13 protein-coding genes and 1 riboswitch are annotated in these 12,798 nt (G+C 73.3%); of the genes, 6 read left to right on the top strand and 7 right to left on the bottom strand.

The window, feature by feature from the left end; translation table 11 throughout:
- Positions 1–67 precede the first annotated feature (67 nt).
- Positions 68–158, bottom strand: a riboswitch (ZMP/ZTP riboswitch).
- A 109-nt stretch (positions 159–267) separates the two neighbouring features.
- Both rocD and ACZ3IJ_RS13535 read left to right on the top strand, forming a co-directional pair.
- A complete protein-coding gene (gene rocD, locus ACZ3IJ_RS13540) occupies positions 268–1,473 on the top strand; it encodes an ornithine--oxo-acid transaminase (RefSeq protein ID WP_467467831.1) in 1,206 nt (401 codons plus the stop codon).
- A gap of 92 nt (positions 1,474–1,565) precedes the next feature.
- On the top strand, positions 1,566–2,267 hold the full coding sequence (locus tag ACZ3IJ_RS13535) for a polysaccharide deacetylase family protein (protein ID WP_467467830.1): 702 nt from the start codon (positions 1,566–1,568) through the stop codon (positions 2,265–2,267).
- 15 nt (positions 2,268–2,282) lie between these two features.
- On the opposite strand, the gene ACZ3IJ_RS13530 is transcribed toward ACZ3IJ_RS13535, so the two are convergent.
- Both ACZ3IJ_RS13530 and ACZ3IJ_RS13525 read right to left on the bottom strand, forming a co-directional pair.
- Positions 2,283–3,467 carry a glutathionylspermidine synthase family protein gene (locus ACZ3IJ_RS13530; protein ID WP_467467828.1) on the bottom strand — a complete coding sequence of 395 codons (1,185 nt, stop codon included), beginning with the start codon at positions 3,465–3,467 and terminating at the stop codon, positions 2,283–2,285.
- A gap of 33 nt (positions 3,468–3,500) precedes the next feature.
- Positions 3,501–3,785: a hypothetical protein gene (locus tag ACZ3IJ_RS13525; protein ID WP_467467826.1), complete on the bottom strand. Its 285-nt coding sequence runs from the start codon at positions 3,783–3,785 to the stop codon at positions 3,501–3,503.
- Between the two features lie 89 nt (positions 3,786–3,874).
- Here ACZ3IJ_RS13525 and ACZ3IJ_RS13520 point away from each other — a divergent pair, with 89 nt between their 5' ends.
- Entirely contained in the window at positions 3,875–4,693 is an 819-nt protein-coding gene (locus tag ACZ3IJ_RS13520; RefSeq protein WP_467468388.1) for a hypothetical protein, read from the top strand.
- A gap of 51 nt (positions 4,694–4,744) precedes the next feature.
- On the opposite strand, the gene pdxR is transcribed toward ACZ3IJ_RS13520, so the two are convergent.
- Positions 4,745–6,157: a MocR-like pyridoxine biosynthesis transcription factor PdxR gene (gene pdxR / locus ACZ3IJ_RS13515; protein ID WP_467467824.1), complete on the bottom strand. Its 1,413-nt coding sequence runs from the start codon at positions 6,155–6,157 to the stop codon at positions 4,745–4,747.
- Between the two features lie 47 nt (positions 6,158–6,204).
- Between pdxR and ACZ3IJ_RS13510 the strand changes: the two genes are divergently transcribed.
- Complete coding sequence (locus ACZ3IJ_RS13510) at positions 6,205–6,717, top strand: carboxymuconolactone decarboxylase family protein (RefSeq protein WP_467467822.1); 513 nt, start codon at positions 6,205–6,207, stop codon at positions 6,715–6,717.
- Complete coding sequence (locus ACZ3IJ_RS13505) at positions 6,714–7,463, top strand: isocitrate lyase/PEP mutase family protein (protein ID WP_467467820.1); 750 nt, start codon at positions 6,714–6,716, stop codon at positions 7,461–7,463. The genes ACZ3IJ_RS13510 and ACZ3IJ_RS13505 overlap by 4 nt, the downstream gene beginning before the upstream one ends.
- A gap of 154 nt (positions 7,464–7,617) precedes the next feature.
- On the opposite strand, the gene ACZ3IJ_RS13500 is transcribed toward ACZ3IJ_RS13505, so the two are convergent.
- The 4 genes from ACZ3IJ_RS13500 to ACZ3IJ_RS13485 form a co-directional block, all read right to left on the bottom strand.
- Complete coding sequence (locus tag ACZ3IJ_RS13500) at positions 7,618–8,607, bottom strand: malate dehydrogenase (protein ID WP_467467818.1); 990 nt, start codon at positions 8,605–8,607, stop codon at positions 7,618–7,620.
- 188 nt (positions 8,608–8,795) lie between these two features.
- Positions 8,796–10,094, bottom strand: coding sequence for a helix-turn-helix domain-containing protein (locus ACZ3IJ_RS13495; protein WP_467467817.1), 1,299 nt, complete (start codon positions 10,092–10,094; stop codon positions 8,796–8,798).
- 258 nt (positions 10,095–10,352) lie between these two features.
- A complete protein-coding gene (locus ACZ3IJ_RS13490; protein WP_467467815.1) occupies positions 10,353–10,862 on the bottom strand; it encodes a DUF3017 domain-containing protein in 510 nt (169 codons plus the stop codon).
- Between the two features lie 167 nt (positions 10,863–11,029).
- Positions 11,030–11,890, bottom strand: coding sequence for a bifunctional methylenetetrahydrofolate dehydrogenase/methenyltetrahydrofolate cyclohydrolase (locus ACZ3IJ_RS13485; RefSeq protein WP_467467813.1), 861 nt, complete (start codon positions 11,888–11,890; stop codon positions 11,030–11,032).
- A gap of 247 nt (positions 11,891–12,137) precedes the next feature.
- On the opposite strand from ACZ3IJ_RS13485, the gene ACZ3IJ_RS13480 reads away from it, so the two are divergent.
- The gene (locus tag ACZ3IJ_RS13480; RefSeq protein WP_467467811.1) at positions 12,138–12,701 is read left to right on the top strand and encodes a hypothetical protein; all 564 of its coding nucleotides are present in this window, start codon (positions 12,138–12,140) and stop codon (positions 12,699–12,701) included.
- Positions 12,702–12,798 lie beyond the last annotated feature (97 nt).

Genomic DNA, 12,798 nt, shown 5'->3' with positions numbered 1-12,798 from the left:
GGGCGTGCGGTGGATCCCGGGGCACGGCTCAGTCCTGCTGGGCGGCACCACGCGGGATGTTCGGTCCCGAAGATGCCCAGGCGGGCGGCATCTCGTGTGGTCTGCCGCGCACGGCTCCCCCAGGGTCGATTCCCCGTACGCCAGTCGCCGTGCGTGTTTCCAGAGTAGCGGGCGCGCCGTCGCACAGGTTTCTTCGTCCGGCATCCGAGCGACGATAGGAAAGGGAGCCACACACGCCCCCTGGCCCGCAGGACGAACGGAGATCCCGTGTCGAGTACGCAAGACGCGATCGCTTCCGCGGAGGCGCACAGCGCGCACAACTACCACCCCCTTCCCGTCGTCGTCGCCTCGGCGGACGGGGCCTGGATGACCGATGTCGAGGGGCGCCGCTACCTCGACATGCTCGCCGGGTACTCGGCGCTCAACTTCGGGCACGGCAACCGGCGGCTGATCGATGCCGCGCGGGCGCAGCTGGAGCGGGTGACCCTCACGTCCCGGGCGTTCCACCACGACCGGTTCGCGGAGTTCTGCACCCGGCTCGCGGAGCTGTGCGGCAAGGAGATGGTCCTGCCCATGAACACGGGCGCGGAGGCCGTCGAGACGGCCGTGAAGGCCGCCCGGAAGTGGGGGTACGAGGTGAAGGGCGTGCCGGACGGGCACGCGAAGATCGTGGTGGCGGCGAACAACTTCCACGGCCGGACGACGACGATCGTCAGCTTCTCCACGGACCACGAGGCCCGCGACCACTACGGGCCGTACACGCCGGGGTTCGAGATCGTCCCGTACGGCGATCCGACGGCGATGGAGCGCGCGGTCACCGCGCACACGGTGGCGGTGCTCATCGAGCCGATCCAGGGCGAGGCGGGGGTCCTCGTCCCGCCGGCGGGGTATCTGCGCGGGGTGCGGGAGTTGACCCGCGAGCGCAACGTGCTCTTCATCGCGGACGAGATCCAGTCGGGCCTCGGCCGGACGGGGCGGACGTTCGCGTGCGAGCACGAGGGCGTGGTGCCGGACATGTACGTCCTGGGCAAGGCGCTGGGCGGCGGTGTCGTCCCGGTCTCGGCGGTGGTCGCCGACCGGGACGTGCTCGGGGTGTTCCGCCCGGGTGAGCACGGGTCGACGTTCGGCGGGAACCCGCTGGCCTGCGCGGTGGCCCTGGAGGTGATCGCGATGCTGCGGACGGGCGAGTACCAGCAGCGGGCGGCCGAGCTGGGCGAGCATCTCCACGCGGAGCTCCGGCTGCTCGTGGGCGGGGGCGCGGTGGAGGCGGTCCGCGGACGCGGTCTGTGGGCCGGGGTGGACATCGCGCCGTCGAAGGGCACGGGCCGGGAGATCTCCGAGAGGCTGATGGAGCGGGGGGTGCTGGTGAAGGACACGCACGGTTCGACGATCCGGATCGCGCCTCCGCTGGTGATCGGCAAGGAGGATCTGGACTGGGGTCTCGAGCAGCTGCGGGCGGTCCTCTCGGAGTGATCCGGTCCGCTTGAGGGCGGCGGCGGCCGCGCCGGCGGTGGCGACAACTCGGTGCATTGACAGCGGAGTTGGTCTAGGCCAATGATGCGGCCATGCCGAGACCGAGACCCCGCCCCCGTCGCGCGCTGCGCGGCGCCGTCGCCGCCCTCGTCCCGCTCACGCTGCTCGGCGCGTTCGGGGGCCCGGCGCACGCCGCCCCCGTGGCGGCCTGGCCCGATCCCGTCCCCGTCGTCTCCCGTGTCGAGACCACCGACCCGGTCGTCTTCATCACCATCGACGACGGCTGGTTCCACGACCCGGCGGCCGCGAAGGTCCTCCTCGACCGCCGGGTGCCCGCCTCGCTCTTCCTGCTCCCGGGCGCCTACTCCTTCGACTCCGGCTACTTCCACACCCTGCTCGACCAGGGCCGCTCCCGCGTCGAGAACCACACCGTCGGCCACCCGGACCTGACCACGCTCGACGCGGCCGGGCAGCAGGCGGAGGTCTGCGGGGCGCGCGAACACCACCTCGCCGAGTTCGGCGACGGGCCGCGCCTGCTGCGCCCTCCCTACGGGGCGTACGACGAGACCACCCGCACCACCGCCCGCGCCTGCGGGGCGAAGGCCGTGGTGACCTGGACGTACGACCTCACCACCTGGGGGCAGTGGACCCCGCCTGCCCCGGCGCTCAGGGCCGGCGACATCATCCTGCTGCACTTCAACGAGACGCTGGAGCAGGATCTGACGCGCGCCCTGGCCGCCGCCGAGGCGGCCGGCCTGCGACCCGCACCGCTCAGGGAGTACGTACCCGAGTAGGCGTCGCGAGCGGGATCAGAGGATGACGTGCGGCAGGAAGCGGGCGTACTCGTCCGTGATCAGGCCCGCCGACTCCCGGATGCCGAGCCCCGCCGCCTCGTCCTCGACGACCCACGCGCCGAGCACGACACGGTTGCCCTCGAAGTCCGGGAGCGGGGCCAACCCCTGGTAGCAGCAGGGTTCGTCACGGACGACCGGCTCCGCGCCCGGCTCGTGGACGGTGACGCCCGCGCCCTCGCGGCCGAGGAGCGGCTTGGCGACGTAGCCGCCGGTCGCGGCGAGTTCGCGCGGGCCGTCGAGGTAGGCGGGCAGCAGGTTCGGATGGCCCGGGTAGAGCTCCCAGAGGATCGCGAGGAGGGCCTTGTTGGAGAGCAGCATCTTCCAGGCGGGCTCGATCCAGCAGGTCGTGCCCGTACCGCCGCCGTTGTCGAGGGTGTCGAGGACGTACGGGCCGAAGCGGTCCGTCGTCAGCCACTCCCACGGGTAGAGCTTGAAGCAGCTGCGGACGAAGCGCAGCCGGTCGTCCACGAACCGGCCCGACAGCCGGTCCCAGCCGATCTGTTCGACCGACAGCGCCTCCGTGTCGAGCCCGGCCTGCTGGGCGGTCTCACGCAGGTACGCGACCGTCATCAGATCCTCGCCGAGCTCGTCCCCGTCGGAGTGGACGAAGTGCACCGGGCTGCCCGGCGGCAGCAGCTTCGCCTGCCGCCTCCAGGCGTCGACGAGCCGCTCGTGGAGCGAGTTCCACTGGTCGGCGCCGGGGAAGCGCTCCTCCATCCAGAACCACTGCGGGCTCGCCGCCTCGACCAGCGAGGTCGGCGTGTCGGCGTTGTACTCCAGCATCTTGGCCGGGCCCGTGCCGTCGTAGCGGAGGTCGAACCGGCCGTAGAGCGACGGCAGTTCGGCCCGGCGGCGCCAGGACTCGGCGACGAGCGAGACGAGCCGGGGGTCGGTGAGGCCGAGATCGGCGAAACGATCCTTCTCGACGATGTGGGCGGCCGCCGCGAGACACATCGCGTGCAGCTCCTCGACGACCTCCTCCAGGGCCTCGACCTCGGGCAGGGTGAAGGAGTAGTACGCGCTCTCGTCCCAGTACGGGCGCAGGGAGCCGTCGGGGTAGCGGGTCAGGGGGTAGACGAGCCCCTGCTCCTCCACCGTCCTCTGCCACCCCGGCCGGGGTTCGATCGTGTGCCGCCGCATGTCGCTCGGTCCGTCCGTCCGTCGTCGGTACGCTCAGCCGCCGCCGGAACCGGAACAGCCGAAGCCGCCGGTGTCCACGGCCGTCTTGTCGAAGCTGCCGCCGCTGACCTTGTTGTCGCTGACGCTGCCGCCGTAGTAGTACGAGCCGCGGGCCGTGCCGCCGCTGCCGCTGCCGCTCTCGCACTCGTAACTCGGCAGCTTGTCGCGGGTCAGCGGGTCGACACACCGCCTGTCGGGCTCGGAGCCGCAGGACGTGATGGTCGCCGCGAGCACCCCCATACCGCCGAGCACGACCGTGCTCGACCTCAGCCTGCGCATGAAAAGCCTCCCCATCCCGTGGTCGCGACCGCACAGTTTAGGCCTGCGGCCGAGCGGCCCCGCACTAGAGTCCATTCGTGCTCTTTGGGATGATCTGCGCTCTGGGTTCCTCGGTCTTCTTCGGCATGGCATCGGTGTTCCAGGCGCTCGGCGCCCGGGCGGCGGAGCCCGGGACGGGCGCCGGCGTCGACGTGGCCCTGCAGCTGCGGGTGATGCGGCAGTGGCGATATCTGCTCGGACTCTCCTTCGACGGCATCGGTTTCGGGCTCCAGATCGTCGCCCTGCTGACGCTGCCGATCTACGTGGTGGGGGCGGCGCTCGCGGCGAGCCTGGCGGTCACGGCGGTGGCCGCCTCCTGGCTGCTCAAGGTCCGGCTCCACCGGATGGAGTGGGCGGCGGTGGCCGTGGTGTGCGGAGGGCTCGTGATGCTCGCCCTCGCCGCAGGCCCGGAGGGCGAGCAGAGTTCGTCGGAAGCGCTGCGGTGGGCGATGCTCGGGGCGGCGTTCGCGGTCCTCGGCCTCGGCGCGGCCGCCGGGCGGCTGCCCGGCCGGCCGCGCGCCCTGGCGCTCGGCCTCTGCGCGGGCTTCGGCTTCGGGGTGGTGGAGGTGGCCGTCCGGCTGATCGACAGCTGGGACCTCGCCAACCCCGCGGTGTACGCGCTGATCCTGGGCGGCGGGTCGGCGTACGTCCTGCTGACCTCCGCGCTCCAGCGGGGCTCGGTGACGACGGCGACGGCCGGCGCGGTCGTCGGCGAGACGATCGGCCCGGCGCTGGTCGGCGTGATCTGGCTGGGCGACCGTACGCGCGAGGGCTTCGGGTGGCTGGCGATCCTGGGCTTCACGGTGGCGGTGGCGGGCGCGCTGCTCCTGGCCCGCTTCGGAGAACCCCCGACCCCGGACCCGCGCTGAGCGGCCCGACACCGGACCCGGACCCGGCCGAGCGGCCCGGACCCCGCGGCCCTACGGCAGGACGCGGCACAGGGCCGCCAGCGCGCCGGACCAGGCGCTGTCCGGCGGGGTCGCGTAGCCGACCACCAGGCCGTCCTGGGTCTGCGGGACGTCCGGGTGGCGGAAGCGGTCGAGACCGTGGAGGGCGAGGCCCTGCCAGGCAGCGGACCGCAGCACCTCCCGCTCCCGGCCCGGCGGGAGTCTCAGGACCGCGTGGAGGCCCGCCGCGATGCCGCTCACCCGCGTCTCCGGGGACCGTTCGGCCACCGCCGCCACCAGCTCGTCCCTGCGCCGCCGGTAGCGCAGCCGCATCGCCCGTACATGACGGTCGTACGCTCCCGAGCCCAGGAACTCCGCGAAGGTCAGCTGGTCCAGCGAGCTGGACACCCAGTCCACGTGGCCCTTCGCCGCGACCACCTCGTCCACCAGGCTCTCCGGCAGCACCATCCACGCCAGCCGCAGCCCGGGCGCCAGGGACTTGCTGGAGGTGCCCAGATAGACCACGCGCTCGGGGTCGAGGCCCTGGAGCGCGCCCACGGGCTGCCGGTCGTAGCGGAACTCCCCGTCGTAGTCGTCCTCCAGGACGAGCCCGCCCGCGGCCCGCGCCCAGTCGACCGCCGCCGCCCGCCGGTCGGGGTGGAGCGCCCCGCCCAGGGGGAACTGGTGGGCCGCCGTCATCAGCACCGCCCCCACGCCCTTCATCCCGGACAACCCCTCGGTCCGGGTGCCGAGTTCGTCGAAGGGCAGGGCGGGCAGCCCGAGCCCGGCGCCGGTCAGCAGCTCCCAGTGCACGTCGAGCCCGTACGACTCGACCGCCACCTCCCGCACCTTCCGCGCCCGCAGCACCTGCGCCATGAGCATCAGTCCGTGCACGAACCCCGAGCAGACGACGATCCGTTCGGGCCGCGCGTGGACGCCCCGCGCCCGCGCGAGGTACTCGGCGAGCACGGTGCGCAGTTCGATCCGGCCGCGCGGATCGCCGTACCCGAAGGCCTCGTTGGGCGCGGCGGTCAGGGCGCGCCGGGAGGCCTTGAGCCATTCCGCGCGCGGAAAGGACGCGAGGTCGGGCGAGCCCGGCTTCAGGTCGTACGCGGGCCGCGCGGACTCCCGCCGGGCCACCGCCGCGGGGCGGACGCCCGACGTGACCTGCCGGCGCGGCACGGCCCGCGGGGCGACCCGGGTCCCGGACCCCTGCCGTGCGGTCAGCCAGCCCTCCGCGACCAGCTCGGCATAGGCGTCGGCGACGGTGTTGCGCGCGATCCCCAGGTCGGCGGCGAGCGAGCGGGAGGACGGCAGCCGTACGCCCGCCTTCAGACGCCCGCTGCGCACCGCCTCCCGCAGCGCGTCCATCAGCCCCGTGCGCAGGCCGGATCCGCGCAGGTCCAGATGGAGGTCGACCCCGAGAGTGGCCCGGTCTTCTGCCATGCGAATGGACCATACTCCTGCGCCATCGCGCTCGTACGGTGAGAGCCATGACCACCACGACGCAGGACCTCGCCCCCCTCGCCCACGCCGACGAGCACGCCCCCCGCCTCAACCTGGCGGAGCAGGTTCCGGAGTTCTACCGGGCGATGCGCAGGCTCGAGCAGGCCGCGGCGAAGGACATCGACCCCACCCTCTACGAGCTGATCAAGATCCGCGCCTCGCAGATCAACCACTGCGCGTTCTGCCTCGACATGCACACCAAGGACGCGCTCGCGGCCGGCGAGTCGGTCGAGCGGATCGTCCAGCTGTCCGCGTGGGAGGAGTCGCGGCACTTCTACACCGAGCGCGAGCTCGCCGCCCTCGCCCTGACCGAGGCCGTCACCGTCCTGACCGACGGTTTCGTCCCGGACGAGGTGTACGCGCGGGCCGCGGCCCACTTCGACGAGACGGAGCTCTCCCAGGTCATCGGCGCCATCACCATCATCAACGCCTGGAACCGGATCGCCGTCACCACCCGCATGACGCCCGGCCACTACACGCCCGGGCAGTACAAGAAGTGACCGCGCAGGCCCCCGAGGCGCTCGCCGCCCGGGCCGTGCGCGCCCTGCACACCGGGCGCACGCGCGAAGCGCCGCTGATCGTCCCCGGCCCCTGGGACGCCGCCTCCGCCCGGGTCTTCGAGGAGGCCGGGTTCCCTACGCTCGCCACGCCGAGCGCCGGGATCGCCGCCTCCCTCGGGTACGAGGACGGGCAGACCCCCGCGGGGGAGATGTTCGCGGCGGTGGCGAGAATCGTCCGCGCCGTCTCCGTACCGGTCACGGCCGACCTGGAGGACGGCTACGGGCTGCCGCCCAAGGAGCTCGTGGAGCGGGCCCTGGAGGCGGGCGCGGCCGGGGTGAACCTGGAGGACGGCGACCGGTCGACCGGGCTGCGGGACCCCGGGGAACAGGCCGACCGGCTGGCGGAGGTACGGGCGGAGGCCGGGCCGCTGCTCTTCGTCAACGCGCGCGTGGACACGTATGTGCGCGGAGTGAACGACGTGGACGACGCGATCGGACGGGCGCGGCTCTACGCGGCGGCGGGCGCGGACTGCGTCTATCCGATCAAGGCGCCCGCGGCGCATCTCCCGCTCCTGCGCGCCGGGATCGACGTGCCGGTCAACGTCCTGGCCCTGCCCGACGGCCCGTCGTTCGCCGAGCTGGGGCGGCTGGGCGCGACCCGGATCACGTTCGGGCCCGGGCTGTTGCTGCGGACGCTGAAGGGTGTCGCCGGGCTGGCCGCGGAACTGGCGGCGGAGCGCCCGTAGTTCCCCGGGCCTCGGCAGGCCTCGACGGGTCATGGCACGCCTCCGCGGGTTACCGCTCGTCTCCGCGAGCGGCCTCACGCACGACCGCCCCCGGCCTCGCAGGCCGGGGGCGGTCGTCGGTACGTCAGCGCGTCGGTCGCGCCGCGCGGTGGTCTCAGATGAGGCCGAGCTCGCGGACGGCGTCGCGCTCCTCCGCCAGTTCCTGCACCGAGGCATCGATGCGGGTGCGGGAGAACTCGTTGACGTCCAGGCCCTGGACGATCTCGTACTTGCCGTCCTTGCAGGTGACGGGGAAGGAGGAGATCAGGCCCTCCGGGACGCCGTAGGAGCCGTCCGACGGGATGCCCATGGAGGTCCAGTCGCCCGCGGCGGTGCCGTTGACCCACGTGTGGACGTGGTCGATGGCGGCGTTGGCGGCCGAGGCGGCCGAGGACGCGCCACGGGCCTCGATGATCGCGGCGCCGCGCTTGGCGACGGTCGGGATGAAGGTGTCGGCCAGCCACTGCTCGTCGGCGACGACCTCGGCGGCGTTCTTGCCGGCGATCTCCGCGTGGAAGATGTCCGGGTACTGGGTCGCCGAGTGGTTGCCCCAGATGGTGAGGCGCTTGATGTCCTCGACGGACGCGCCGGTCTTGGCCGCGAGCTGCGAGAGCGCGCGGTTGTGGTCCAGGCGGGTCATCGCGGTGAAGCGCTCGGCCGGGACGTCCGGGGCCGCCGCCTGGGCGATCAGGGCGTTGGTGTTGGCCGGGTTGCCGACGACGAGGACCTTGATGTCGTCCGCGGCGTGGTCGTTGATGGCCTTGCCCTGCGGCTTGAAGATGCCGCCGTTGGCGGCGAGCAGGTCGCCGCGCTCCATGCCCTTGGTACGCGGGCGGGCGCCCACGAGCAGGGCCACGTTCGCGCCCTCGAAGCCCTTGTTCGGGTCGTCGAAGATGTCGATGCCCTTGAGCAGCGGGAAGGCGCAGTCGTCGAGCTCCATGGCGGTGCCCTCGGCGGCCTTGACGCCCTGCGGGATCTCGAGGAGGCGCAGCTTGACCGGCACGTCCGCGCCGAGCAGGTGGCCGGAGGCGATGCGGAAGAGCAGCGCGTAGCCGATCTGGCCGGCCGCGCCGGTGACGGTGACATTCACGGGAGTGCGGGTCATGGCGATCTCCGTAAGACAGCTGGCGGTGGGGGTCCCTGCCCCTGGTGTCGGACACCTCTCCTGATCGACGATCGATCGGTCGGCCCGATGTCTCGACGTGAAGAGATATCCAGCGGTCAGGCTATCCGACCCGGGGCCCGTCCAATCCCCACCCCCTTGTGGTCCGGCTCACTGCCACCCGACCGGGGTCAGCGACCGCCGGCGCACACCCGCGCGCCGCTCGTCCGCGTCACGCACGCGGTCGCGTCCGCCGCGTTCGTGACGGCGAGCATCGGGGTGTACGCGTCGGGGTCGGCGCCCACGGTGGCGTCCTGGCCGGGGGCTTCCGGGCCCGCGACGGAGCCACCGGCGGTGATGCGCAGGGTGTCGCCGGGCGCGGCTCCGGTGATCCGGGCCCAGGCGGCGCCGCAGGTCCCGCTGTGGCGTACTTCGAGCAGCCCGGCGGCGCCGACCGGGGTCCGGGAGACGGTGGTGGCGAACGTGCCGCCGCACCCCATGGTCTCCGGGTCCTGCCCGGTGCAGCCCGCGCCGGTGCACCTCACTCCGGCGGGGAGCGGCGTGCGCGGAGTGGTGCCGGGGGCTGCGGTGGAGGGACCCGCGACGGTGCCGGCCCGGCCGTCGGCCCGGCCACCCGATCCGACGTCGGCGAGGAGGACGGCGGCGGCGATGACGAGCACGGCTCCGAGGACCCCGGTGACGATCAGGAGCGCGCGGCGACGGGGCGGCAGGGGGGCGGGTGGCGGAGCGTCCGCCCGCCCCTCGGGGGTGGCGGCGCGACGCGGTCGGGCAGGGCCCGTGCGGGAGCCGGAGCCGAGCCCCGCACCCGGGCCGGGTCCTGGCCCGGCGCCGAGTTCGGTACCGGAGCCGGGTCCGGTACCGGCGCCGCTACCGGGTTCCGTACCGGAGCCGCGTCCCGGACCGGCCCCGCTGCCAGGTTCCGTACCGGCGCTGCGTCCTGGCCCGGCGCCGGGTCCCGTACCGGAGCCGCGTCCTGGCCCGGCGCCGCTGCCGGCTTCCGTACCGGAGCCGCGTCCTGGCCCGGCGCCGGGTCCCGTACCGGAGCCGCGTCCTGGCCCGGCGCCGCTGCCGGCTTCCGTACCGGCGCCGTGCGGATCGCCGCCGCTGCTGCCGCTCGTCTCCGTGGAGACGTTCGCGCCGTGGGCGGAGAGACTCCGGGAGGGCGGACGGTGGTCCGCGGCAGGTTCGTGGCGCCCTTCGGTACCGCTCCAGGCGCGCTCGGCCCGCTCCCACATCGCCGTGAGCCGGCCGGCGTCCGTGCCGGTCACCTCGGCGAGCGCGACGACGGCGCCCCGGGGCGCGAGCACCCGTCCGTCGAGGTACCGCTCCCAGGCGGCCCTGCTGTGGCCGGTGCGGTCGGCGACGGCGGCGACGCTGAGCCCGCTGCGGTCGACGAGCCGTCGCAGGTGGCTCACGAACTCGCGTACGCGCGCATCGGGTTCGTCGGGCGGCGCCTTCCCACGAGCCATGTGCGGTTCCCCCTCGTCACCCTGGACGACCCCCGGAAGATGCTCGGGCCAGGATGACAGCTCGTGGGCGGGGGCGCAGGGGTGCGTACGCGTCGAGCGCGCGCCCCCGGAGCGTGACGTAGTAGCGGAATGGTCACTTCCGTGCCACAGGGCACCGGCGACGCTTGAACCACGTTGGCGCGTACATGATCCTCAAAAAGGAACGGCGCCCGTCCTCCCTCGGGGGAGAGGACGGGCGCCGTTCCGCCGTCGAGGCGGCTAGGTGATCGTCAGATGGAGGATGTCCTCCAGGAACGGGATCTTGAGCCACGGGGCCGGCTGCACCATCAGCGCGAGCAGCACGATGAGCCCGCCCATCACGCCGTACGTGACCATGTCGGTGAACCGCGACCGTACGGCGAGCATGCCCACCGACGGCAGCGCGCGCCGCAGTCCGGCGCCGGTGAGCAGCGCGACCCCGACGAGGATCGTCCCGACCCGGAACGCCTGCGGGAAGAGGTCCGTCCCGACGACCAGCAGTCCCAGCGCGGCGAGTCCGAGCACGGTCAGCAGCGGCCACTGGCGTGCGGGCGCCGGAGCCCCGCCCGCCGCGGCGCGTCCGCCGCCTTCGGGCCGCGCGGTGTCGGTCGTCAGCGCCGGAGGCCGCCGGGACCGTCCGGGCGCGTCACCGGACGCCGCCGTACCGGAAGCGTCCCCGGCCTCCGGTCCGCCCTCCACGCCCTCGCCCGCCGAGGCGTCCGAGGCGTCCTTGGCGTCCTTGGCTTCCAAGGTTTCCCGAGCCCCGGCCTCCGGAGCGCCGGAGGCGTCCGGGACACGCGGGGCTCCCGAGGCACCCGCGCCAGAAGCACCAGAAGCAGCCGCGCCGGACGCGCCCGCGGCGCCCGCGGCATCCGGGGCGCCCGAGGTGTCGCCCCCCGTCACGCGCGACGTCATCGTCAGAGCGCCTCGGCCGCGCGCTCCGCGGCCTCGACGACGTTGACGAGCAGCTGCGCGCGGGTCATGGGGCCCACGCCGCCCGGGTTCGGGGAGATCCAGGCCGCGACCTCGTTCACGCCCGGGTCCACGTCACCGACGATCTTGCCCTCGCCGTTGCGCGAGACGCCGACGTCGAGGACGGCCGCGCCCGGCTTCACGTCCTCCGGCTTGATCAGGTGCGGCACGCCCGCCGCCGCGATGATGATGTCCGCGCGCCGCAGGTGCGCCGCCAGGTCGCGCGTCCCGGTGTGGCACTGCGTCACCGTCGCGTTCTCGGAGCGCCGCGTGAGCAGCAGCGGCATCGGGCGGCCGATGGTGACGCCGCGGCCGACGACCACGACCTCCGCGCCCTTGATCTCCACGCCGTGACCGCGCAGCAGCGTGATGATGCCGTTCGGGGTGCAGGGCAGGGGCGCCGGCTCGTTCAGTACGAGACGGCCCAGGTTCATCGGGTGCAGACCGTCGGCGTCCTTGGCCGGGTCCATCAGCTCCAGGACGCGGTTCTCGTCGATGCCCTTCGGCAGCGGGAGCTGCACGATGTAGCCGGTGCACTCGGGGTCCTCGTTGAGCTCCCGTACGACGGACTCGATCTCCTCCTGCGTGGCCGTCCCGGGCAGTTCGCGCTGGATCGAGGCGATGCCGACCTGCGCGCAGTCGCGGTGCTTGCCCGCGACGTACTTCTGGCTGCCCGGGTCGTCGCCGACCAGGATCGTGCCGAGGCCGGGCGTGACGCCCTTCTCCTTCAGAACCGCCACGCGGGCGGTCAGATCGGTCTTGATCGCGGCTGCGGTGGCCTTGCCATCGAGAATCTGGGCGCTCATGGGCCCATCCTCCCGGATGACCCCTCGCTTGTTCCAATTCGCGTCGGCACCGGCCGCGCGGAGGCGGACGGAAAAGTTGCACTCGCACAACACCCGTGCGAACCGACTGGACAAAAAGTCGACGCTACGACGACGATGTCCGCGAACTGCCGCGGGCAGTGCCGGGGGGCAAATCGCTCATATGCTGTGAAATCTCCTCCGTCGCGGGCCGCGTTGTCCCCGCACAGACCAACGGAGGAATCCCGCGATGAGCTTCGGTGAACCGAACAACCCCTACGGCCAGCAGCAGGGCCAGCAGCCGGGCTACGGCCAGCAGCCGGGCTACGGCTACCCGCAGGCTCCCCCGGTCCAGCAGCCCTACGGCGGCGGCTACCCGGGCGTCACGGAGATGCCGGGCGGCGTGAAGGCGGCCCGCGTGATGCTCTTCGTCATCGGCGGCCTCCAGATCCTCGGCGCCGTCTTCGCCGCGCTCGCCGCGGTCGGCGTCAGCGCCGCCAAGAACGACCCCGCGCTGAAGGACGATGTCCAGTTCCAGCAGGTGGCCGACTGGTCCGTCGGCGCGGTCTGGGGCGTCACCGTCCTGATCCTCGCCTGGGGTGTCCTCGCCATCGTGCTCGGTGCCAAGTTCGGCAGCGGCGGCAACGGCGTCCGCATCACGGCCCTGGTCTTCGGCATCATCACGGCGATCCTCGGCATCTACCCGTTCGTCGTCATCGGCCTGGCCCACACCGTGATGGCGATCCTCGTCGCGGTCTTCGTCGGCAAGGGCGACGGCTCGGCCTGGTTCAATCGTCAGCGCGCGCAGTACTGATCGTCGCGTCGGCACACCGAAGGGGCCCGGTTCCGCACGGAACCGGGCCCCTTCGGCACGGGCGGCCGCGCGCGTCCCGCACGGTCCCGCCCGCTCA

Source organism: Streptomyces sp. NPDC013317 (assembly GCF_055563155.1).
This window is presented reverse-complemented; position numbering and strand designations above follow the sequence as displayed.

What these genes read in the sequence shown, in the direction of transcription:
- ACZ3IJ_RS13535 (WP_467467830.1), top strand. Translation starts at nt 1,566, where the DNA reads ATGCCGAGACCGAGACCCCGCCCCCGTCGCGCGCTGCGCGGCGCCGTC.
- ACZ3IJ_RS13530 (WP_467467828.1), bottom strand. Translation starts at nt 3,467, where the DNA reads ATGCGGCGGCACACGATCGAACCCCGGCCGGGGTGGCAGAGGACGGTG.
- ACZ3IJ_RS13525 (WP_467467826.1), bottom strand. Translation starts at nt 3,785, where the DNA reads ATGCGCAGGCTGAGGTCGAGCACGGTCGTGCTCGGCGGTATGGGGGTG.
- ACZ3IJ_RS13520 (WP_467468388.1), top strand. Translation starts at nt 3,875, where the DNA reads ATGATCTGCGCTCTGGGTTCCTCGGTCTTCTTCGGCATGGCATCGGTG.
- pdxR (WP_467467824.1), bottom strand. Translation starts at nt 6,157, where the DNA reads ATGGCAGAAGACCGGGCCACTCTCGGGGTCGACCTCCATCTGGACCTG.
- ACZ3IJ_RS13510 (WP_467467822.1), top strand. Translation starts at nt 6,205, where the DNA reads ATGACCACCACGACGCAGGACCTCGCCCCCCTCGCCCACGCCGACGAG.
- ACZ3IJ_RS13500 (WP_467467818.1), bottom strand. Translation starts at nt 8,607, where the DNA reads ATGACCCGCACTCCCGTGAATGTCACCGTCACCGGCGCGGCCGGCCAG.
- ACZ3IJ_RS13495 (WP_467467817.1), bottom strand. Translation starts at nt 10,094, where the DNA reads ATGGCTCGTGGGAAGGCGCCGCCCGACGAACCCGATGCGCGCGTACGC.
- ACZ3IJ_RS13485 (WP_467467813.1), bottom strand. Translation starts at nt 11,890, where the DNA reads ATGAGCGCCCAGATTCTCGATGGCAAGGCCACCGCAGCCGCGATCAAG.
- ACZ3IJ_RS13480 (WP_467467811.1), top strand. Translation starts at nt 12,138, where the DNA reads ATGAGCTTCGGTGAACCGAACAACCCCTACGGCCAGCAGCAGGGCCAG.